We start from the raw sequence: 23,169 nt of genomic DNA on the forward strand, positions 1-23,169 counted from the left end.
GCGAAGTTAGACATGTTGTTGTTGGGTGGAATAAACCGAACAATCTTTAAGCTGACGCAGCCACACCCGAGCTGCTTCAGCATCCAATTCAATTTGTTGCTTTAACGCCTCAAAAGAGGCGAATTTGCGCTCATCACGTAATTTATGTAACAGCGCGACTTCCAATTGCTTACCGTACAGGTTGCCTTGAAAGTCAAAAAAGTGCACTTCTAGTTGCTGACGAATACCATCAACTGTCGGACGATTACCGATATTGGCTACGCCACCGATAGGCATTTGGCCTACACCATAAGCTTCTACCACATACACACCAGAAACCGGAGAGACACAACGTTTCAGCGGGATATTGGCCGTGGGAAAACCTATAGTACGTCCGAGTTTTTGACCATGCGAGACACGGCCACTGATACTGTAATCACGTCCTAGCATAGTAGCGGCACTACTCAATTGGTCAGCCGCTAAAGCTTCACGAATCGCGGTACTGCTTACACGCAGTTGTTGTAAACAGAAGCTTTGGGTACTGACGACTTCAAAACCTAAGGTTTGTCCTGCTTGCTGTAGCAGCGCAAAGTTGCCTTTACGCTCTTTACCGAAGCAGAAATCATCGCCAACCACCAGAAACTTAACACCCAAACGGGTCACCAACAAGTCACGAATAAACGCTTGAGCGTCCAATTGAGCAAAATGATGATTGAAGTTGATGCACAGCAGGCGATCGACGCCCAATTTACTCAGTTGAACAAACTTATCGCGCAGGCGAGTCAAACGCGCTGGCGCTTGTTGTTTGGCAAACAACTCTAAGGGCTGAGGTTCAAAAGTCATCACCACCGAAGGCAAACCCATCTGCTGGGCACGCTGCACCACCTGACTGAGCACTTGTTGATGACCAAGATGAACACCGTCAAAGTTACCAATCGTCAATACACAGCCGTGATGGCGAGATTGAATGTTATGAATACCGCGTATTAATTCCATCGGAAGATGCTTAAAACCTATATTTTCATTCTCATGGTGCGAAACTGGCGGATTATACCTAAAGCTCGCTACTCTGTCGCCGCTTTTAGATCTTTGAGACGAACACCCAGTAACAGCAAAATAGCCAGATAAGATGCCACACCAAGACCAATCAAACCTGTCAGCGTCAATGCACGCTGACTGATTCCCCAGCTCAGCCATGTAGCCATAGTGTCTAACTGCCACAAAAGCGCACCAGTCATTACCGCTCCCGCCATCACTAGCCGTGCAATAAACCACACGGTTTTGCGAGTCAGATGATAAACACCTTGTAAGTGCAAACCACGATAAAGCAGTGCCATATTAAGGAAAGCGGACATCGAAGTCGCGACCGCCAAGCCAACATAACCGTAAAACCACGCAAAGATCGCGTTAAGTACGATGTTACTGACCATAGCGATAATTCCGTAACGTACGGGGGTTTTCGTATCTTGACGTGAGTAATATCCCGGCGCTAACACTTTGATCAACATAAAGCTGAGCAGGCCAGATGAATAAGCGAGTAACGAATAGGACGCTTGCTCTACATCGCTTGGAGTAAATTCCCCGCGCATAAACAGCACCATCAGCATAGGTTTTGCAAGTACCATCAACCCCAGCATGGCAGGAATGCCGAGAAACGTAACCATGCGGATGCCCCAATCCATGGTGTGGACAAAGCCATCACTGTGCGCATCGACATGTTTCCGCGATAAGGCAGGCAAAATCACTGTGGCAATCGCAATTCCAAATAAACCGAGGGGGAATTCCAGTAAGCGATCCGAATAATAGAGCCAACTGATCGAACCGGTTTGCAGAAAACTGGCCACGAAGGAGTCAAATAACAAGTTGATTTGACTGACCGATACTCCAAACAGTGCAGGAATCATCAGTGTGCGAATTTTCACCACCCCAGGATCTTTCCAGCCCCATTTAGGCCTAACCAGCACTCCAGCCTTGATCAAAAATGGCAGTTGAAATAAAAACTGGACTAAACCACCTAAAAACACGCCTATTGCTAAGCCCACTTCCGGCTGTTCTAGATTTGGCGAGAGGTACCAAGCACACAGAATCATCATCACGTTCAAGAAAACTGGCGTGAAAGAGGAGACGGCAAACTTACCTAAGGTGTTTAAAATTGCCCCAGACAAGGCAACAAAGGTGATAAACCACAAATAGGGAAAAGTAATCTTAAGCAGCAGGCTCGCTAACTCAAACTTTCCTGCTGCAGGGCCCCCATTCAGCCAGTCTAAGAACCAACCTGCGCCAAATAATGCGGTGACTGCGCCAGAGCCGAGCACGCCAATTAGCGTCACTATGGTCACTAAAACACCGAGAGTTCCCGACGCTCGCGCAATCAAATCTCGAGTTTTATTCATATCACCCGAGGCGTGATATTCGGTTAATACCGGGACAAAGGCTTGAGAGAAGGCCCCTTCTGCAAATAATCGGCGTAAAAAATTGGGAATTCGGTTGGCAAAAAAGAATACGTCAGCACTGGCACCTGCGCCCATCAAATTGGCCACAACCACATCGCGCACTAAACCTAAAACACGAGAAATCAAAGTCATAGCACTTACAATGATGCCAGACTTGAGTAAGCGTTTACTCACGGTAACCTCGAACAAAGAGTCAAAACCACATTATCTGATTCGAAAGGATAAGAATGTCATAGTGAGATCAGATAAGTATTAGCATTGGTAAAAAAATGCTGATAGAATCCCCGCCATCTTAACCGCGAAGGCTCTTCGATACCAAGTTTGTTTGGTCCAGTTGGGTTTTTGCACAAATCATTTGACATTAAAGAGCAAATCGGGGATATTTCCCGCCCTTAAAATGTCACCGAACTAAGTTTTTGGGAGTTAGACCCTTGGCAAATAACAAATCTGCTAAGAAGCGCGCTATCCAAGCTGAGAAACGTCGCCAGCACAATGCTAGCCGTCGTTCTATGATGCGCACTTACATGAAGAAAACTGTTGCTGCAATCGCTGCTGGCGACAAAGAAGCTGCAACTGCTGCATTCGCTGTAGTTACACCAATCCTAGACCGCATGGCGACTAAAGGCCTTATTCACAAGAATAAAGCAGCTCGTCACAAGTCTCGCTTCTTTGCTGCTATCAACGCTCTGTAATAGAGTTTGATCTTCAGCAACAAAAAACCGGCCTATGCCGGTTTTTTTATACCTTTTTTCAATCACCCTACTGATTCGCCTGACAATAAAGACGGTGCAACAGTTCAATCATTGCCTTCACTTCTGTACTGCTCAGCGTATAAAACACGGTTTGTGCTTCTTTACGTGTGTTAACTAAACCATCACGACGTAGCCATGCTAAATGTTGAGATAGAGCAGATTGGCTGAGTTCCAAACGGCTACTGAGCTCACCTACCGACAGTTCATTGTCCAGTAACATACACAAGATTTGCAATCGCCGCTCATTGGCCATCGCTTTGAGCAAAACTACCGCTTTGGCAGAATTTTTTTCCATCTCTTGGAGATTCATTGGTGCACCCCTTTAAATACGGCATTTTAATTCCAACCCATTCATTCACTTTTCTCTGTCGTTCTAATCACCGATATAGTAGTTCGGTTGAGTGATCATGATGGGTTGAAACGGTGAAAGCGGAGAAAAATCGCTGATAGTGATAAAAAACTAATCAAGAACGCTAGTTTATTGTTTTCACTTATCATTGGATAGTAACCAAAGACTTAATAGTGATAACTATTCACAAAAATAAGTTAGTAAAATCAGCATCACAGACATTTTTTACTGCCGGATGCTGGATCATGCGTTCCGCGAAGATGACATAATACTCCTCTTTAATCTCATCCACATGTCCGATGAGTTTCAATGATGAATCCGAATCTACTTCTGAGACATAAAAAGAGGGGGCCATAAACACCGCATCGCTGTGATAGATGGCAAACGCTTTCATCAAAGCCGAGTCGTCAAATTCACCGAGAATATGCGGTTGTAGCCCTTGGCGATCAAACCACTGGCGCACTTTGCGCCCCATTGCGGTTCTGCTTCCAGGAACTAACAATTTTTTACTCTGCAACACGGCGGGAAATGGAGCCAGATCCACTTCACCAAAGCTGAAAAAGCTCATGCGGCTTTCACCGAGTTTTTTACTAAATAAGCCGGGACTTTGGCTCGAATCCACTGGGCAATCGGACAAAATCATATCTAATTTATGCTGTGCTAACTGTTCTAACAACATCTCATGAGTCGATTCAAAACAGCGTAGATGGATCCGATTATCACCAGGTACTGAGGTCAACAATATTTTGCTGACCAATCTTTTGGATAAAGCATCCGCGACCCCTACATCAAACAGCAGGTTTGAGCGCTGGCTATAGTTGACGATATCCAACATTTCATAGCTCAAGCCAAACATACGATCGGCGTATTTAAAAACCAACTGCCCCAATTCAGTCGGCTCAATACTGCGACCATTACGTTTCGTCAACTTACCATCAAGTCGATCTTCTAAAGCTTTAATCTGCCCAGTCACGGTTTGTGGCGTTAAAAACAGAGCATCGGCCGCTTTGGTCACCGAGCCTTGTTTGCACACCATCCAGAAATAATAGAGGTGGTTATAGTTAAGATGAGACATGAAATCGACTGCCCGATAGAAATAACGCTTTCCTTATAACAGATGCGATCTTTTACAACAACGATTTCGGATAAACCGAAACAATCAGCCGTTTAGTTATAATTTTTCATCAACAAAAACACGCACTGTCATAAACCGATAGAACCCGAGGCCTATCGACAAGCTCATTACACAGTTTGTCACGCCCCAACCTCAAAGTGACATCAACTACATAATCATTATAAAACAATAAGATAATATAATTTCCATCTCCTAACTTTTAAGTAAACTGCAATATTGATGAATAACTCATCAGTTAAACTCAAATGTCATATTAGTGAAATATTTCCTCTCTACCATGAGCCTCGAATTCAACAATCGACCGAACCCTTAACAACGGTCCACGGAGAAAATAATGATAACCCAAGCAACTTCCCCTGCAGCGCCGATTTCGCTGACCACGAAAGGCCTACGTTGGGCAAACTTGGCTTTCATGCTGTATTTACTACTTCTTGCAGTCGCTATGGTCGGCAGCGGTTTTAAATGGGCGACCGGCGATCAAGCCAAAGTTCTATTTGAATTTGCTTCACACCCTGTTGCGGGATTAATGATTGGTTTAGTGGCTACGGCACTGATTCAATCCTCAAGCACGGTTACCTCGATTATTGTTGGTCTCGTTGCTGGTGGTTTACCGGTTGAAACCGCGATTCCTATGGTGATGGGGGCCAATATTGGTACTACTGTGACCAATACTCTAGTCAGCGTTGGCCATATGCGCTGTAAAGAAGAGTTTCGCCGAGCTTTCGCCAGTGCCACTATCCACGATTTTTTCAACCTTCTCGCGGTGCTGATCTTCCTACCTTTAGAAATGATGTTTGGTATTTTAGCCAAAGTATCACATTGGTTTGTTTCGCCTCTGCTTGCAACTGGCGATATGAGCATGAATGGGCTGGATTTTATCAAGCCGATCACCAAACCTGTTATCAGCGGGTTAGAAAGCCAATTGTCCGTATTCGGAAATACTTGGGGGGGGATTGCGCTTATCGTATTGGGTATTGCGACTATTTTCGTTGCCATTACGGTGATGGGCAAACTGATGAAGAGTTTGATGGTTGGCCGTGCACGTGAAATTCTACAAAATGCCATTGGCCGAGGCCCACTACACGGTATTGCTTCAGGTACGGTGGTAACGGTATTAGTTCAATCATCCTCAACCACAACCAGCTTAATGGTTCCTCTCGTGGGTTCTGGCGTGCTGAAAGTGCGTGAAATCTACCCATTTACCCTAGGTGCGAACATTGGTACTTGTATCACCGCTCTGCTCGCCGCAACCGCAGTCTCAGGTGAGTTTGCCGTGTTTGCACTGCAAATTGCACTGGTGCACTTAAGCTTCAATTTAATGGCCACTGTTTTGATTTACGGTATTCCTTTCTTGCGTGAGCTGCCCATTAAAGGGGCTGAGCTCATCTCAACTTGGGCTTGCAAGAGCAAAATGGTGGTGGTGTGTTACTTATTGGGTGTGTTTGTCGTGATCCCCGGCAGTATTCTTGCCCTGACAGCTTAAACGAGATCGTCCAAATACAAAAAAGCTCCCGACATTCGGGAGCTCTTTTAATATAAAACCCATCAAACTGTACCGCACAAAAACGGCGTTAAACTGAAAATGGGTATTGAATAGGATCGTGGAACTGATATCCGGTCACTTCAAAATCATCCAAAGTAACCCAAGTTTCCAAATCATGCAGTGTTTTGATTTTTGGATTGATATGGAACTGAGGCGCAGGGAATGGCTCACGCTTTAGCTGCACATCGCGCATCAATTCGAGTTGATCTTGGTAAATGTGCGCATTGACGATCTTGTGATACGCCAAGCCCGGCTTTTTCCCTGTGATCTGCGCCATCAGCGCAAGGAACACATAAACCTGTACCATGTTGAAATTCAAACCCAAGGGCACATCACATGAACGCTGAGTACTATTGAGATACAAGGTATCCCCCAGCAATGAAAAATGATGACTGTACATGCAAGGGCGCAAACACCCCATATGAAATTCACCCGGATTGTAGAAGTTAAGGATTTCACCTCGGTCATCAACGCCACGACTCAAATCATCGACAATCTTTTTCAACTGGTCAATATGCCCCCCATCAGGCTTAGCCCAAGCTCTACCCTGAACGCCATACACGCGTCCCATGTCATCCTCACCTTTACGGTAAGGATTGTTTAGCCACGCTTGGTTTAAATTGGCATTAGCATCCCAGGTTTTGGTACCTAATTGGCGAAAATCCGCCGCATTATCGTAACCACGAATATAGCCGAGCAACTCGGCTACGGCAGCTTTCCAAAAACTCTTGCGCGTAGTCACTAGAGGAAACTGATTGTTGCCCACATCGTAGGTCAAATCGGCATTAATCACGGTCAAACAACGCTTGCCCGTTCGTTCATTTTCAACCCAAACACCTTGTTCGACGATGCGCTGACAAAGATCTAAATACTGTTTCACCTAACTACCCTATTTTGCTACTACACGGTCTTGATACAAACCGCGCTTGTAAGACCAAACCATCATCAAAATACCGATGATCACCATAGGTAACGAGAGGATTTGCCCCATTGAAATGAAGCCACCAAACAGCCCCAGTTGAGCATCTGGCTCACGGACATATTCCACAAGGAAGCGGAATGTGCCATATCCAGCTAGAAACAGTCCTGATACGCTGCCTAGCGGACGAGGTTTACCAATAAACCAATTGAGAATAAAGAACAGAACCACGCCTTCTAAGGCGAATTCATAAAGCTGTGAAGGATGACGCGGCAGTGGGCCACCATTAGGGAATACAAAGGCCCAAGGCACATCCGTCACTCGTCCCCAAAGTTCGCTATTCATAAAGTTACCGATACGCCCCATTCCCAAGCCGAATGGCACTAAGGGGGCAACAAAATCGGCCACACCAAAAAAGGTGCGTTGGTTTCTGCGCGCGTACCAGAACATGGCAGTGATCACACCCAATAAGCCGCCGTGGAAGGACATGCCGCCAGTCCACACTTTGAATAAATAAAGAGGGTCAGCAAGGAACAGATCAAAATTGTAGAAGATCACATAACCAACTCGGCCACCGATCACTACACCTAAAAAGCCAGCAAATAACAAGTCAGAGACTTGCTCGCGTGTCCAACCACTGCCCGCGTGATCCGCTCGGCGATTGGCCAACCACATAGCAAAAAGGAAACCCACCAAATACATCAAGCCATACCAGCGCACCGCTAGAGGGCCGATCGAAAACAATACGGGGTCAATATTGGGAAACTGCAGATAACCCTGAGGCATAACAAACCTTCTCTATAAACAATGAGTATTACTGGAACAACATGGTCACAGCGACGCACATTAAAAAAATGGCAAAGAATCGCTTAAGCCTTGCTGTTGGCATTTGGGTGGCAAGTTTAGCGCCAATTCGCGTGGTAAGCATCGATGTTGTAGCAATCGCTAACAATGCAGGTAAATAAACATAACCAAGGCTGTATTGTGGCAAGTTCTCCACTTGATAACCGTGCAAAATAAAACCAATCATGCCCGATATCGCAATCGCAAAACCACAGACCGATGAAGAACCTATCGCCTTTTTCATTTCAATGCCATGTCGATTCAAAAAAGGCACCGATAAAGAACCACCGCCAATACCAGCCAAACTTGAGATCACCCCAATTCCGGTACCGCACAAGGTGGTAATCCATGCACTTGGCATTGGATGATTTTGCAATGCACGTATCGAACGGTACATCTGCACACTCAAACAGAGCACAATGACCCCGAACACTTTGGGTAAATATTGGCTTGGGATCCACTCTGCAACCACTGAGCCTAAAAACCCACCGACCACTACACCCGGCATTAACCATTTCACGACGAAAACATCGACATTGCCCAGCTTTAAATGGTTTAACGCCGAGGAAGCTGAAGTGAGTATGATCGTCGCTAATGATGTGGCCAACGCAAGCTGCATCACAATCTCAGTCGAGATGCCAGCATAAGGCAGTAAAAACAGTAGAGCGGGGACCACCAGTAAGCCACCACCAATGCCTAATAAGCCAGCAAGCACACCCACCACTGCCCCTAACAGCAGCAGTATAGCTAAGAGTTCAATATTCACATTTTGTTCCTATTTTTTGCCTGCACGGACAAAACCTGCAAAACCGTGTTTTTCGATATAGGCGAGCATCATGTTGTAGATTTCTCGTCCATAAGGTTGGCTTAATGCCTGCTCAGCGAGCTCGGTTAATTCCGCCAGTTCAGAGTGTCGCACCAGATATTTCACTTTAGCAACGTTAGACGTGTTCATACTTAAAGTGGTGTAGCCTAACCCTATCAACAGCAAAGCACCAATCGGATCTCCCGCTAACTCACCACAGACACACACGGGTATTTGATGGGTAGTACAAATCTGTTGGATCTGCTTCAGCGCCATCACCACCGCAGGATGCATAGATTCATACACATCAGCCACTCGCGCGTTGTTACGATCCACGGCAAGCAGATATTGGGTCAAATCGTTTGTACCGACAGAGACGAAATCAATTTTATCGGCAATCAGTGGCAGCAGATACAGCATCGAAGGTACTTCGAGCATGATCCCGATTTGCGGCATCACCACGCGTGGATCTTGTTGCGAAACTTCTTGATAGGCTTGATAGATAAACTTCAGCGCATCATCCAGCTCTTTGGCACCGGAAATCATCGGCAGCAAGATGGATAAATTTCCCGACTCCGCACTCGCTCTGAGCATGGCGCGCAGTTGGATAATAAAAATGTCAGGATGATCTAAGGTAAAACGGATGCCACGCCAACCGAGAAATGGGTTGTCTTCTTCAATCGGCAAGTAAGGTAAAGGTTTATCACCACCGATGTCGAGCGTGCGCATAACAACACGTTGATGAGGGTAAGTGTTCAGCACATGCCGATATTGCTGAGTCTGCTCCTCTTCTGAGGGAAACCGGTGCTGCAATAAGAACGAGATTTCTGTGCGATACAACCCAACACCATCCACCCCTTGATTGACGGCAATACTGGTATCGGCACTCAAACCGGCATTCAGTAACAATTCGATTCGTGCGCCATCAAGAGTACATGCGGGCTCGCGAATCGCATCATTGACCATGCGCGACAACTCACGCTCTTCATTCGCTAAGGCGCGATACTCATTCAAAATGGTTTTCGAAGGCGAAATGAATAACTTACCGCTGTAGCCATCAACAATGCCTTTTTTGCCATTCAGATCGCGCAGGTTAATCGACACCCCCATCACCGCAGGAATGCCTAATGCGCGCGACAAAATAGCCGCATGGGAGTTGGCCGCGCCTTCCAGTGATACCACAGCCAGCAGCTTATCTTTGGGCAGTGCGGCTAACACGCTCGCGGTCAGCTCTCGCACCACCAAGATAACCGGCTTATCGATTTTGGGCTGATTGGTTTCGGTATTGAGCAAGAAAAACAGTAAACGTTGCCCTAACTCACGAATGTCTTGCGCTCGCTCTCGCAGATAAACATCCGACATGCGCGCAAAACGGTTCGAGTAACTTTCGACCACTTGGCGCAGCGCCCAATCGGCACGATCCCCTTTTTGGATCTGCGCCTTGAGATCTTTCCGCAGCATAGGATCGTTCAATAAGTGAGTGAACAGATCAAAAATGGCTAACGCTTCTTTGTTGATATCCCCATCGAGCTTTTTACGCATCCGGCGAAAATCGGCCAACGCACTCTCTACCGCCAAGGCAATACGCTCTTGCTCAAAATCAGGATCCAGAGCTGAGGCGGGTAGCACTTCGGACAGATCTGGCTGGGTATCATCCCACCAAAACTCACCAATCGCGACCCCAGAAGAGGCGGCAACACCCGTAATGGCCTGCTGCTTTTTGGATAAACGCCAGTGACCTTGCGTTTGAGCATGCGCCACCAGCACCGCAAGCTGCGCTGCAAGAGTAACCAAAAAGGAGACTTCCATCTCGCTAAATAAACGGGGAGATTTTTGCTGCACCACCAGCACACCAAGCACCTGTTTGCGATAGATGATCGGTGTACCGAGGAAGGAGTGATAAACCTCTTCACCCAACTGCTTAAAATATTTAAAGCTCGGATGTTTTGAGGCTTCGGCTAAGTTAATCGGTTCGGCAGAACGTTTAACCAACCCGACCAAGCCTTCATCAAAATCAATATGGATCTTATCGCCCTTGAACTTTAGACCTTGTGTGGCCATCAATTCCAGACGGTGCATCTCTTCATTCGCTAAATAGACAGTACAACACTCTGTGCTCATCGCCTCACAGGTCTGCTTTACAAAAATATCCAACGCCTGATAGACGTCTTCGACTTTTGAAACTTGTTCTACTATGTCCCTTAGCTGAGAAAGCATGCTTAACCTCTGTGAATGTTGCGTTTGCCCTTCACTTTCCGTTCTCTAAATGGCATCGCTAATGAGGCGAACTCTTTCATTGCGCGGCGATAAACATCACGCTTAAACGACACCACTTGCCTAACCGGATACCAGTAGCTTACCCAGCGCCAACCATCAAACTCAGGGGAACTGCCGCGTTGCATGTTGATTTTCGACTCATCACATTCCAAACGCAGCAAGAACCATTTCTGTTTTTGTCCGATACAGACAGGTTGAGAATCCCAACGCACCAAACGCTTTGGTAACTTATAACGCAGCCAATGACGACTGGTTGCAATCACTTTGACGTCTTTTTTGGTTAACCCAACCTCTTCGTATAGCTCACGGAACATGGCTTGCTCTGGAGATTCTCCATCATCGATTCCCCCCTGAGGGAACTGCCATGAATGTTGCCCGTATCGTTTCGCCCAGAAAACCTGACCATGGTTGTTACAAATCACAATCCCGACATTTAGCCGGTAACCATCGCCATCGATCACTGGCAAACCTCTAGTAAATTCTTTAATTGCGTTGATTTTTCCACATATCCCCAAGCGGAGCAAACTTACTATTGTGATTAGCCCGATATTTATTAGTAAATGGGATAAAAAAGGATAAGTTCTGTGCCAGATCTAAGTTATCAACAATTTTATGAGACATACCGCGCATTTATTCACGTTTTCTGTGAATAACCGTGTGAAGAAACTTGGGGGCTGTGTAAAAAAAGGCATTTATCAACAATGACCAATCTAACAACCAGAAAGAAAAACAACAAAAAACAACTGAAAAACAAAAGGTTAAGTCAAATCACTCCATAATCAGAAACTTAACCTACCAGACCACATGAAGATCCTCACCAGAAGGTTAAAGATCCATCAATTCGTCATCCTTACACCTTTGCGGGTGCTCAATCGTCGAGAGAAGCATCAATCTAATCTCAGTAGGCCCTCTCTGGGTACTGTTTATTGATCCATACCTTAGCCGACTCTCAAGCCAACAAAATAAAGCTGTGGATAACCTCATCAATAGACCTTTTAATCTCATTTCAAACATCAAAAATCGTTCATCCATGGCAAGCGCAAACAAAATCAGTACAATCCCCACTGTGATTATCCAAACCGAAAGCCTTTATGAAACCAGCACCGACGACTCAACAAGAATTACTCACGCGAGCCCAACAAATTGCAGGGCTGAGTTTTGCTGAACTCGCCGATGAAGCAGGCATGACCGTACCGCCAGATCTGCGTAAAGACAAAGGCTGGGTAGGCCAATTACTGGAATGGCACTTAGGGGCGACAGCCGGCAGTCGTCCACAACAAGATTTTGAACATCTCGGGATTGAATTAAAGAGCATACCCATCAGTTACACCGGAAAACCGTTGGAGACTACTTTCGTTTGCGTCGCCCCTCTCACCGGAGTTCATGGCTTAACATGGGAGCAAAGTCATGTGCGCAATAAGCTCTCTAAGGTGCTCTGGATCCCTGTACAAGGTGAGCGCGAGATCCCGCTCGCTGAGCGCTGTGTGGGCTCTCCTTTGTTGTGGAGTCCTTCTCCCGAAGAAGAAGCGCAGCTCAAAGCGGACTGGGAAGAGTTAATGGAATTGATTGTGCTGGGTAAAGTGGCACAAATTACCGCTAAACACGGTGAAGTGCTGCAACTGCGCCCTAAAGCCGCTAATGGTCGAGCGCTCACTGAAGCCTATGGGGCTAACGGACGCCCAATCAAAACTCTGCCACGTGGTTTTTATCTGCGCACCCAATTTACTGCGCAAATTCTGCAGCTCTATTACGCCTAGTTATCTTCACGACGATCTTTTTTGTTTTCGCAGTGTCGTGACTCGCTTATAGTGAAAAAACTGTCTCCCTCGTGACTGGGTTCTATTTGTGGCGACAGCGCAAACCTCTGTGATTTTTCTTATTCCGAATGTAACGAAGTCGCCGCCATTACTCGGCTTCAACTTCCAATACAAGGGAATATCATTCGTTCTTTGGCTCTAAGACAAGGAAGTGTTATGCAATATACCAAGCTGCCTCATTCCAGCCTCGAAATCAGCAAGATCTGTTTAGGCACCATGACTTTTGGTGAACAGAATTCGCAAGCTGATGCCTTTCAACAGCTCGATTATGCTCTCGAGCGTGGAGTGAATTTTATCGATACGGCGGAGATGTATCCGGTTCCGCCAACGGCACAAACACAAGGTAAAACCGAAGAGTTTATTGGCAATTGGCTGACTAAATCCGGTAAGCGAGAGAAAATCGTACTCGCCACCAAAGTCGCAGGGCCACGTAATGTACCTTACATTCGCGACAAAATGGCGCTCGATCATCGCAATATTCATCAAGCGGTCGATGACAGCCTACGTCGCCTGCAAACGGATTATATCGACCTGTACCAACTTCACTGGCCGCAGCGCCAAACCAATACTTTCGGCCAACTCAACTACCCTTATCCAGACAAACAAGAAGAAGTAACGCTGATTGAAACACTGGAAGCGCTCAATGATTTGGTGCGCATGGGTAAAGTGCGTTATATCGGAGTCTCTAATGAAACGCCATGGGGAGTGATGAGCTACCTGCGTCTTGCAGAAAAACATGAACTGCCAAGAATTGTCTCGATCCAGAACCCTTATAATCTGCTCAACCGCAGTTTTGAGGTGGGACTTGCCGAAATAAGTCATCTGGAGGGCGTCAAGCTACTCGCTTACTCGCCACTCGCCTTTGGTGCTTTAAGTGGTAAATACCTCAATGGCGCTCGTCCTGCAGGTGCGCGTTGCGCACTGCATCAGCGCTTCTCACGCTACTTTACAGAACAAGGCATCCTTGCAACAGAAGCCTATGTCGCATTAGCCCAGCAATTTGGGCTCGATCCTGCGCAAATGGCACTGGCGTTTGTTAATCAGCGTCCATTTGTGGCCTCGAATATTATCGGAGCCACAACGATGGAGCAGTTAAAATCGAATTTGGATAGTTTGGATATTTCATTAAATGCAGAACTTCTGCAAAAAATTCAGGAGATTGGAACCACTTATTCCAATCCCTGTCCTTAGTGATGTGGGGGCAGGTGCACAGACCAGCCCCTTAGCATTACGTCGGTATTCGCGCAGCTAACACTCGGCGAATATGTCTCACACGGCGTTCCGCGACAACAGCATCCGGTAAACTCAAGCCGATTGGACGACCATCGGTTTCCAAGCCAATATCACGCAACAAATGCGGATTATTCCAAGGTAGATGATAACTACTTCTGCGTACTTTACGCTTCCACACTCGCTCCTCACGGCGCAGCTCAGCACGAACCAGTAACACAGCTAATTGTAAGTAAATAGATTGACGCATGATATTTTCTCCAGTGGTTTTGCTGGGGAAAATGACGATCGAAAGGGAAAAGTCAGAAGACACTCCTACTCAGCTGCCATTTTCCGCAGCCTAATAAGAGGTTACGGATTAATTCAGTGATCTTTGCTCAAATCATTGCCCATTGCGCACACGGGAAAATCTCGGAGTGCGGTTTGATGGGTTGAATCAAGGTCAGAAGCGCAAAGCAAAGATGCAGATACGAAATGTGCCATGATGCGCCTCCAAGCAAAGTCAATTAATCCAAAAGAAAGGTGATATTAAGTAAGTGAAACTTACGGTTAAATTCTAAACAACTCAGGTAACAATATTCAACATCTTATTACACATGCTCGAAAAAACAGCGTTTTTAGCTAAGTCAGAGTTTTTATCGCGTTTATGAATAACATATTCAGCCAAGGAATAAACACAAGGCGCTATATGCATCCAAAGATTGATACTAGAAATAAGCCATAGCACTGAAATTCGCTGTAGAAAGACGTCCCAAAATCAGTCTGTACTGCAAAAAATTCAGCCACTTAACCAAGTGGCTGAACATGAGTACAAGGTAAATCAGCAAAACTTAGAAGTTTTCATCGGTGATCAAGTTGTGTTTATTCAGTAAGCGATACATGGTTGCACGCGATACTCCCAGCTCTTTGGCTGCCGTTGAAACTTGCCCAGAATGCGACTCCAACACCAGCAGCAATGCATCACGCTCGGAGCGTTCCCGAATGCTTTTCAGGCTGCGACGGCCATCACTGCGCTTGGGAAGATCGAGCTGAGATTCATCCAGCACCACAGTATCTGACATTAATACCACACGCTTGATCTGGTTCATCAGCTCACGCACATTACCCGGCCAATGGTAGCGAGTTAACCCACGTACGGCATCATCAGAGAAGCTACGCGCCTGGGCGTTGTACTCTTTGGAGTATTCTTGCAAAAAGTGTTTAGCCAGTAGCACGATATCCGATGCGCGCTCTTTCAAACTAGGCACATTAATCCGCAATACGTTAATGTAGTGGTACAACTCTTCGTTAAAATCACCATCGATCAGCGCTTTTTCGATGTCTGACGAATTGGCGGCCAAAATACGCACATCGACTGCACGAACCCCTTGGCGCGTCTCCACAGTCCCTTCTTGTAAGAAACGCAGTAGGTTCAACTGTTGGCTTTTAGGCAAGGTCAAAATATCGTTTAGCAGCAGTGTGCCACCATCCGCTTGCAGCAAAAAGGGTTGTTGGCCTTCCTCCGTTTCGCCAAGACCAAACAGCTCGCTTTCAAGGCGCTTTTCTGACATAGCTCGGCAATTAACTGAAATGAAAGGTTTTTGTACGCGCGACGATGTTTTGTGAATCGCCTTAGCCACCGTTTCTTTCCCAGTCCCACTTTCGCCATAGATCAAAATACTGACATCGGTCGGGCCAATGCGTTTGATCTGATCGCGCAAACGCTTCATAGGCATAGATTCCCCAATCAAGCCCATGTTGCCGGCCGAGCCAAAATGTGGCCACACTTTCTTTTCCAACTTCAGCATGCCAAGTTGGTGACCAATGGTGCTCAACAACTGAGCATCAGGGATCGGCGCAGTAAAAAAGTCGATACAGAAGTTAACGATAAATTGGCAAATGGTATCTGAACTGAGCTGCGCCTCACGAATGAACGCCAGCCAACGGACTTGCTTATGGCTACTCACCAAATTCGCAATCCCGTTAAGGCTAAATTCATCATGACTTAAATCCACAATACCAATACATGGCCCAGTCTCGACAAATAACGCATCGGCTTTGCGCAAATCTGCTACTTGAGTACAGCGCCAACCCACTTTTTCCAACACAGCCAGCCAGGGTTCATAGGTACCTCCCACCACAACAAGAGAGCCAGGTACTGAATCCATACGGAATTGAGTGCTCATGAACCTATATTCCTTATTTTTATTGTTACGATGCGGATTATTCTATTCGCACCCACTACATGGTTACGGACGTTACATTAGCGAGACTTTGCACTAGAATCTGTCTCACAGATAAGACTAGCCAACAAATGCCCATTTTTCTAATCAACTTATGGGAGAAAGTCATAATTCAGTAAAAAGAATGACTTACATTGCACCGACTTGGCACGATTATTTCTTGAGGAAATAAAAAAAGCCGCTCAATAGAGCGGCTTTTTAATCAATCTACAGTGATTATTGCTGAGGACGCATCGCTGGGAACAAAATCACATCACGGATAGTGTGTGTATTGGTCAGGAGCATAACCAGACGATCAATACCAATACCTTGACCCGCAGTTGGCGGTAAGCCGTGCTCTAAAGCGGTAATGTAGTCGGCATCATAGAACATGGCTTCATCATCACCAGACTCTTTCGCTTCCACTTGGGCTTTGAAACGCGCATCTTGGTCTTCAGCATCGTTCAGCTCTGAGAAGCCATTTGCCACTTCACGGCCACCGATGAAGAACTCAAAGCGGTCAGTGAAGAACGGGTTGTCATCGCTACGACGTGCCAGTGGAGAGATATCTGCTGGGTAGCCAGTGATGAAAGTTGGCTGCATCAGTTTCGGCTCAGCCGTTTCACCAAAGATCTCTTCGAGAAGCTGACCACAGGTCCAGAAAGGCTCCACATCAACGTGAACGGATTTCGCGATAGAAACCATGAGGTCACGGTTTTGGATGTCTTCTTCGGTCAGAGCTTGGATCTGCGCGTGATTTGGGTTGTAGAGCTTGATCGCATCAAACATGCTCATACGCGCGTATTTACCACCAAATTCAACGGTATGCTCACCGTAAGGCATGGAGGTTGAACCGAGAACTTCTAACGCTACAGAGCTGAGTAGCTCTTCCGTTAGATCCATAAGATCTTTGTAGTCCGCGTACGCCATATAGAATTCCATCATAGTGAATTCTGGGTTGTGACGTGGAGAAAGGCCTTCGTTACGGAAGTTACGGTTGATTTCGAATACACGATCAAAACCACCGACAACCAGACGCTTCAGGTACAGCTCAGGCGCGATACGTAGGTACATCGGCATGTCGAGCGCGTTGTGGTGCGTGATGAATGGGCGCGCACTCGCACCACCAGGGATCACGTGCATCATCGGCGTTTCCACTTCCATGAACTGTTTTGAGATCATGAAGTTACGAATGGCTGACATCACCTTAGAACGTACAATGAAAGCGTTGCGAGAGTTTTCGTTGACGATCAGGTCAACGTAACGCTGGCGGTAACGCATTTCTTGGTCAGTCAGACCGTGGAATTTCTCTGGCAGCGGGCGCAGTGCTTTGGTCAGCAGTTGGAATTGCTCCATGTTGACGTACAAATCGCCTTTACCGGATTTGTGCAGGGCACCTTGTACACCGATAATGTCACCGATATCCAAACCTTGGTATTGGTCTTTCAGCTCTTGTTGTACTTCTTTCGATGCATAAGCCTGAATGCGGCCAGAGGTTTCTTGAATCACCAAGAATGGACCACGTTTTGCCATCACACGACCAGCGATAGACACCACGTGATTGAGCGCTTCCAGTTCTTCCTTACTCTTTTCACCGAACTTCTTCTGCAGATCACCCGCTAGGCTGTCGCGACGGAACGAGTTTGGGTGCCCGTTTGCTTTACAGTTCTTGCGGATGTGATCCAACTTGCTGCGACGCTCTGCAATCAGTTTGTTTTCTTCTTGCGCGATTTGCTCTTGATTAATCTCGTTTTGAACAGCATCAGTCATTTGCATGTACCTTGTTTGTCGGTAAAAAGCTTACAGGCCTGATTTCAGGCTAGCTTCGATAAATTTGTCTAAGTCACCATCGAGTACCGCTTGCGTGTTGCGGTTTTCAATACCTGTACGTAAATCTTTGATTCGTGAATCATCCAACACGTAAGAACGGATTTGGCTACCCCAACCAATGTCGGATTTAGCATCTTCGTTAGCCTGTTTCTCGGCGTTCTGCTTTTGCAGCTCCAATTCAAACAGTTTGGCGCGAAGTTGCTTCATCGCTTGGTCTTTATTTTTGTGCTGTGAGCGATCGTTTTGACACTGCACGACCGTATTGGTCGGTACGTGAGTGATACGTACCGCCGATTCGGTGGTGTTAACGTGCTGACCACCGGCACCAGAAGCACGATACACGTCTATACGCAGATCGGCAGGGTTAATTTCGATATCTATGTTTTCATCTACTTCAGGGTAGATAAACGCCGAAGCAAACGACGTATGACGGCGGCCACCTGAATCGAACGGTGATTTACGCACTAAACGGTGTACACCGGTTTCGGTACGTAGCCAACCATAAGCGTAATCACCAATGATACGCACTGTCGCAGATTTCAATCCTGCTACATCGCCTTCCGACACTTCAATCACTTCGGTTTTAAAGCCTTTAGCATCTGCCCAACGCAAATACATACGCAGCAGCATCGAAGTCCAATCTTGCGCTTCTGTACCGCCAGAGCCGGCTTGTAGGTCAAGGTAGCAATCGGAAGAATCGTGATCGCCAGAGAACATGCGACGGAACTCAAGTTGCTCCAATTTGACTTCTAATTCATCTAACTCAGGACCAATTTCATCAAACGTTTCTTGATCTTCCGCTTCGATGGCCAGTTCTAGCAGACCTTCGACATCGTCGACACCACGATCCAGTTGATCTATGGTATCCACAACCGCTTCAAGCGCTGAACGCTCTTTACCGAGGGCTTGCGCACGCTCAGGTTGGGTCCAGACATCAGGTTGTTCTAATTCGGCATTGACTTCTTCAAGACGCTCTTTCTTGGCGTCATAGTCAAAGATACCCCCTCAGGATATTTGTGCGTTCAGACACATCCTGCAGGCGGTTTTTAATAGGATTGATTTCAAACATGTTGGCTTACGGGTTATGAATAGAAATTAACCGCGGAATTCTACTGAAAAATGTGATGAAGATACAGGAAAAAATACGCTATCCCACCTTAGCAAACAGAATAAACCGCAAAAGATCCCTATAAAAAAGCGGAAGCCAAGGCTCCCGCTTAATCCGGTATTGAAGAGCGTTATGCTAGCTCTTCTTCTAGAACTGGTGATGATGCTGAAGGAATAAAGAACATGCAGATCATCGAAGCGCAAGTCGGTAGCAACCAGCCCATACCGTACTCAAAGAAAGGTAGGAAGCTGAACGCTGAAACATCAAAGCTCGCCACTTTCGCGGCATCCAGTAACGCCACCAACAGAGAAACGGACAGCACAGCACGGTATGCTACACGTGGGTTTGGCAGTTTGTGACGCACGAAAGTCAATGCGACCAGAGCAATCGCCACAGGGTACAGAGCAAACAGTACGGGAATCGAGAGTGTGATGAGCTGTGCTAAACCAACGTTCGCCACAACGCCACACGCTACACCATTAATGATTACCCATTTTTTGTATGACAGAGAGGTGTGCTTGCTGAAAAAATCAGAACACGCTGAAATTAAGCCAACCGCTGTGGTCAAACATGCCAGCATAACGATCACTGAAAGTACCAACTGACCATAGCTACCAAAGAGAGCTTGTACGTATTGGCTTAAAATCGCGCCGCCGTTGTTGGCCCCCGCCGCTACAGTTGAGCTAGTTGCACCAAGATAGAAGAGCGAGCCGTAAACCAACGCCAAACCAATTGCCGCAATCACCGCTGAAGTGATCAGATAACGGGTAGTCGCCGCACGATCGGTAATCCCTTTGCTACGCAGTGCATCGACAATCAAGATACCAAACATCAACGATGCGAAAGTATCCATGGTGTTATAACCTTCCAAGAAGCCTTTGGTAAGCGGTTGGCTTAGGTACTCACCTTGCGCAGCAATCATCTCGCCTTGTGGGTTCATAAACACGCCCAGCGCAAGGATAATCAGACCGATAAAGAGCGCAGGTGTCAGCAGTTTACCAATTAAATCCACCAGTTTGCCTTGAGACCATGAGAAGAACATCGCAACTGCAAAAAACAGCACAGAGAAAAGCGTTAGATAAGATTGAGTGCTCTCTGCAAAAAATGGTTTTACTGCCATTTCGTAAGCCACCAGACCCGTACGAGGAGCTGCAAACGCAGGACCAATGACGATCAGGATCAGTGCTGCCATCAGCACAGAGGCTTTTACAGGCAGATCTTTGGTGAGATGCTCCCAGCTACCACCCGCAACGGCAATCGCGATGATAGTGATCAGCGGCAAACCCACAGCGGTCAGCAAAAAGCCGAACATGGCAGGAGTAATGTTCTCACCCGCCAACTGGCCAGCGAGAGGTGGAAAAATGATATTGCCTGCGCCTAAGAAGAAGGCGAACAGCATAAAGCCCAAAGCTAAAATATCTGCTAGTTTTAACGTCTGCTTCACAGATAACCCTTATTTATTAAAGTAATGAATGTTGTGTATGCATTTCGCTGCTTAGAAAAATGTGATACCAAGCGGCTTATGGCCGAATAATGACGAATGCGCTTGTATTTCGCAACCGCAAAGCAAAAAACGCAACAATAATTTATAATCACAACAATTATGCAGTGTCATATGCTAGCTGATTGTAAAAATGCAGAATTACGACCTGCTTTATGCGCTCACTTTTTCACCAATCAACAGAATAAAATGTTATTAACCATCTTCAGAAGAGAGCTTTTCGCTTAACTCTGGTTTGACCTAGAATCTCGATGAAAACCAATAAATTAATCAATAAAAGCTTTCGCTTTAAACAATTCTCTATAGAAGAAGGCGCATGCGGTATGCCAATCAGTACCGATGGCGTTTTACTCGGTAGCTGGGCATTTACCCTCTCTCCAACGACGATTTTGGATATTGGATGTGGTACAGGGCTTTTGAGCTTAATGTGCGCGCAGCGCTTCCCTCATGCCCACATCACCGCTTTGGATATTGAGCAGAGTGCGTATCAAGCGGCAGAGCACAATCGCCAGCAGAGCCCTTGGGCTGAACGCATCGAATGCCAACATGCCGATATTCTGCACTGGCAGCCCAGCAAACGCTTTACCGCGATCATTTGTAATCCTCCTTATTTCAACAGCGGAGAAACCGCTCAACACCAAGTCAGAGCGACGGCACGCCACACCATCAGCTTGCAGCACCAAGCCTTGATTGAGCGCTTACCTAAGCTTCTCGAACCCGATGGCGTAGCGAGCTTTATTCTGCCTAAAACGGAAGGTGAAGATTTCATCTCCCTAGCCAAACAAGCTGGACTCTTTGTGGGTCGCTATTGTCAGGTTCAACCAACCTTGGACAAACCTGTGCACCGTCTATTATTTGAGCTGCACCTATCCCCTTGTTTACCAGTAGAGACAAGACTGGTGATCCGTGAGCAGCAGGGTTACAGTGAGGCGTTTTGCCAGTTAACTCGCGATTTTTATCTGAAGATGTCGTAATTAAAGATGTGATCTAAAGCGTGATCCATCTATAATGTGCGCCCTGTTTTAAGACAGAGCCTTTCAACGCTTGTGGAGTAATTATTTGTGATTAAAACCTTTGCCGACCTCGAACTCGATCCAATTTTGCTTGAAGCGATCGAAGAAATGGGCTTTAGCCGCCCAACCCAAGTTCAGGCTGAAGCAATCCCGCAAGCACTGGATGGTCGCGATGTCTTAGCCTCTGCCCCAACAGGCACGGGTAAAACGGCGGCTTTCGTGATCCCAGCGCTGCAATATTTGCTCGATTTCCCACGCCGTAAAGCGGGTCCTGCGCGGATTTTGATCCTCACTCCGACTCGTGAACTGGCGATGCAAGTGGCTGAACAAGCACAAGCGCTGGCCAAAAATACTCGTCTGAACATTTTCACCATTACCGGTGGGGTTCAGTACCAAGAGCACGCAGATATTCTGGCCACGACTCAAGATATCGTAGTCGCCACACCAGGACGTCTGCTTGAATACATTGACGCCGAGCGCTTTGATTGTCGTGCGATTGAATGGCTGATCCTCGATGAAGCGGACCGCATGTTGGATATGGGCTTTGGCCCAACCGTTGACCGCCTCTCGACCGAGTGTCGCTGGCGTAAACAGACATTGCTCTTCTCTGCGACGTTAGAAGGCCGCGGTGTCGAAGGCTTTACTGCCGATCTGTTAAAAGATCCCGCCCATATCGATGCTGAACCTCCACGCCGTGAACGTAAGAAAATTTCACAGTGGTACCACCGTGCCGATGATATGCCGCATAAAGTCGAACTGCTGAAAAAGATCCTGACCGAGCAAGCTGAACGTTCAATTGTGTTTTTGAAAACTCGTGAGCGTCTCGCTGACCTACGCTCAGAACTGGAAAAAGCCCAGATCCCTTGTGCTTGGATTCAAGGTGAAATGCCGCAAGATCGTCGTAACAATGCGATCAGCCGTTTCCGTGAAGGCGATGTCAATATTCTGCTGGCTACCGATGTGGCGGCGCGTGGTATTGATGTGCCAGACATCAGCCATGTGATCAACTTTGACTTGCCACGCAGTGCTGACGTTTACCTACACCGTATTGGTCGCACCGGACGTGCAGGGAAAAAAGGTATTGCTATTTCACTGGTTGAAGCGCACGACCAGCCGATGATGGCGCGTGTTGAACGTTACATCAAAGAAGAAGTCAAAGAGCGCTTTATTGATGGTTTACGCCCTAAGCACAAAAAACCTGTGTTTAAGAAAAAGAAAAAAGACAGCAAGAAAACCGCAGATAAAGACGTGGTAAAAAAGAAAAGCACCAGCAAGCCCAAAGCAAAATCGACTAAGAAGAAAGCTGCGCCAAAAGCCTAAATAAGATAGGCAAACCTGTTACGAAAAAGCCGATGAATTATCATCGGCTTTTTTATGGTTTTCGATAAAACACGCACCAACTAGAGGGGCGCGC

20 protein-coding genes are annotated in these 23,169 nt (G+C 46.7%); 6 read left to right on the forward strand and 14 right to left on the reverse strand.

Annotation, left to right across the window (positions count from 1 at the left end; genetic code table 11):
* Positions 1-6: 6 nt before the first annotated feature.
* On the reverse strand, positions 7-975 hold the full coding sequence (gene ribF / locus R4537_RS15715) for a bifunctional riboflavin kinase/FAD synthetase (protein ID WP_071179732.1): 969 nt from the start codon (positions 973-975) through the stop codon (positions 7-9).
* Positions 976-1,043: 68 nt separating this feature from the next.
* The gene (gene murJ / locus R4537_RS15720) at positions 1,044-2,606 is read right to left on the reverse strand and encodes a murein biosynthesis integral membrane protein MurJ (RefSeq protein ID WP_071179731.1); all 1,563 of its coding nucleotides are present in this window, start codon (positions 2,604-2,606) and stop codon (positions 1,044-1,046) included.
* A 257-nt stretch (positions 2,607-2,863) separates the two neighbouring features.
* Between murJ and rpsT the strand changes: the two genes are divergently transcribed.
* Positions 2,864-3,124: a 30S ribosomal protein S20 gene (rpsT, locus tag R4537_RS15725; RefSeq protein WP_000002742.1), complete on the forward strand. Its 261-nt coding sequence runs from the start codon at positions 2,864-2,866 to the stop codon at positions 3,122-3,124.
* Between the two features lie 67 nt (positions 3,125-3,191).
* On the opposite strand, the gene R4537_RS15730 is transcribed toward rpsT, so the two are convergent.
* Together R4537_RS15730 and nhaR are read right to left on the reverse strand one after the other, a co-directional pair.
* Complete coding sequence (locus tag R4537_RS15730) at positions 3,192-3,494, reverse strand: ArsR/SmtB family transcription factor (protein WP_001053149.1); 303 nt, start codon at positions 3,492-3,494, stop codon at positions 3,192-3,194.
* Positions 3,495-3,717: 223 nt separating this feature from the next.
* Positions 3,718-4,608 (reverse strand): transcriptional activator NhaR, encoded by an 891-nt coding sequence (gene nhaR / locus R4537_RS15735; RefSeq protein ID WP_000018879.1) that lies wholly within the window; start codon positions 4,606-4,608, stop codon positions 3,718-3,720.
* Between the two features lie 394 nt (positions 4,609-5,002).
* Between nhaR and R4537_RS15740 the strand changes: the two genes are divergently transcribed.
* Positions 5,003-6,151 carry a Na/Pi symporter gene (locus R4537_RS15740; protein WP_071179730.1) on the forward strand — a complete coding sequence of 383 codons (1,149 nt, stop codon included), beginning with the start codon at positions 5,003-5,005 and terminating at the stop codon, positions 6,149-6,151.
* Between the two features lie 88 nt (positions 6,152-6,239).
* Here R4537_RS15740 and R4537_RS15745 read toward each other — a convergent pair whose 3' ends face one another.
* Genes R4537_RS15745 through rppH form a run of 5 tightly spaced genes read right to left on the reverse strand, consistent with a single transcriptional unit; the run spans position 6,240 to position 11,516 of the window.
* Complete coding sequence (locus R4537_RS15745) at positions 6,240-7,091, reverse strand: thymidylate synthase (RefSeq protein ID WP_071179729.1); 852 nt, start codon at positions 7,089-7,091, stop codon at positions 6,240-6,242.
* A gap of 9 nt (positions 7,092-7,100) precedes the next feature.
* Positions 7,101-7,916: a prolipoprotein diacylglyceryl transferase gene (gene lgt, locus R4537_RS15750; RefSeq protein ID WP_071179728.1), complete on the reverse strand. Its 816-nt coding sequence runs from the start codon at positions 7,914-7,916 to the stop codon at positions 7,101-7,103.
* A gap of 28 nt (positions 7,917-7,944) precedes the next feature.
* Positions 7,945-8,739: a sulfite exporter TauE/SafE family protein gene (locus tag R4537_RS15755; protein WP_071179727.1), complete on the reverse strand. Its 795-nt coding sequence runs from the start codon at positions 8,737-8,739 to the stop codon at positions 7,945-7,947.
* A gap of 9 nt (positions 8,740-8,748) precedes the next feature.
* Entirely contained in the window at positions 8,749-10,995 is a 2,247-nt protein-coding gene (ptsP, locus tag R4537_RS15760) for a phosphoenolpyruvate--protein phosphotransferase (RefSeq protein WP_029628503.1), read from the reverse strand.
* Positions 10,996-10,997: 2 nt separating this feature from the next.
* Entirely contained in the window at positions 10,998-11,516 is a 519-nt protein-coding gene (gene rppH, locus R4537_RS15765) for an RNA pyrophosphohydrolase (RefSeq protein ID WP_001971555.1), read from the reverse strand.
* Between the two features lie 630 nt (positions 11,517-12,146).
* On the opposite strand from rppH, the gene mutH reads away from it, so the two are divergent.
* Positions 12,147-12,812 carry a DNA mismatch repair endonuclease MutH gene (gene mutH, locus R4537_RS15770; protein ID WP_071179725.1) on the forward strand — a complete coding sequence of 222 codons (666 nt, stop codon included), beginning with the start codon at positions 12,147-12,149 and terminating at the stop codon, positions 12,810-12,812.
* A 216-nt stretch (positions 12,813-13,028) separates the two neighbouring features.
* On the forward strand, positions 13,029-14,063 hold the full coding sequence (locus tag R4537_RS15775) for an NADP(H)-dependent aldo-keto reductase (RefSeq protein WP_071179724.1): 1,035 nt from the start codon (positions 13,029-13,031) through the stop codon (positions 14,061-14,063).
* Positions 14,064-14,100: 37 nt separating this feature from the next.
* Here R4537_RS15775 and R4537_RS15780 read toward each other — a convergent pair whose 3' ends face one another.
* From R4537_RS15780 to brnQ, 5 genes are all read right to left on the reverse strand, one after another.
* Complete coding sequence (locus R4537_RS15780; RefSeq protein WP_001249919.1) at positions 14,101-14,352, reverse strand: hypothetical protein; 252 nt, start codon at positions 14,350-14,352, stop codon at positions 14,101-14,103.
* Between the two features lie 580 nt (positions 14,353-14,932).
* On the reverse strand, positions 14,933-16,267 hold the full coding sequence (gene vpsR / locus R4537_RS15785) for a cyclic-di-GMP-binding transcriptional regulator VpsR (RefSeq protein WP_071179723.1): 1,335 nt from the start codon (positions 16,265-16,267) through the stop codon (positions 14,933-14,935).
* 273 nt (positions 16,268-16,540) lie between these two features.
* Positions 16,541-18,073 (reverse strand): lysine--tRNA ligase, encoded by a 1,533-nt coding sequence (lysS, locus tag R4537_RS15790; RefSeq protein WP_071179722.1) that lies wholly within the window; start codon positions 18,071-18,073, stop codon positions 16,541-16,543.
* A 30-nt stretch (positions 18,074-18,103) separates the two neighbouring features.
* Positions 18,104-19,202, reverse strand: a protein-coding gene (prfB, locus tag R4537_RS15795; RefSeq protein ID WP_108911955.1) for a peptide chain release factor 2 whose coding sequence is annotated in 2 segments (ribosomal slippage) — positions 18,104-19,126 and positions 19,128-19,202 — 1,098 coding nt in all. Because the reading frame shifts where the segments join, the coding sequence is not laid out codon by codon here.
* A 169-nt stretch (positions 19,203-19,371) separates the two neighbouring features.
* A complete protein-coding gene (gene brnQ / locus R4537_RS15800; protein ID WP_071179721.1) occupies positions 19,372-20,685 on the reverse strand; it encodes a branched-chain amino acid transport system II carrier protein in 1,314 nt (437 codons plus the stop codon).
* A gap of 308 nt (positions 20,686-20,993) precedes the next feature.
* Between brnQ and R4537_RS15805 the strand changes: the two genes are divergently transcribed.
* Positions 20,994-21,716: a tRNA1(Val) (adenine(37)-N6)-methyltransferase gene (locus R4537_RS15805; protein ID WP_071179720.1), complete on the forward strand. Its 723-nt coding sequence runs from the start codon at positions 20,994-20,996 to the stop codon at positions 21,714-21,716.
* A gap of 87 nt (positions 21,717-21,803) precedes the next feature.
* Positions 21,804-23,075: an ATP-dependent RNA helicase SrmB gene (gene srmB / locus R4537_RS15810; protein WP_032480042.1), complete on the forward strand. Its 1,272-nt coding sequence runs from the start codon at positions 21,804-21,806 to the stop codon at positions 23,073-23,075.
* Positions 23,076-23,169: the final 94 nt, after the last annotated feature.

It is taken from the genome of Vibrio paracholerae, from assembly GCF_037672085.1.
Taxonomy (GTDB): Bacteria; Pseudomonadota; Gammaproteobacteria; order Enterobacterales; family Vibrionaceae; genus Vibrio; species Vibrio cholerae.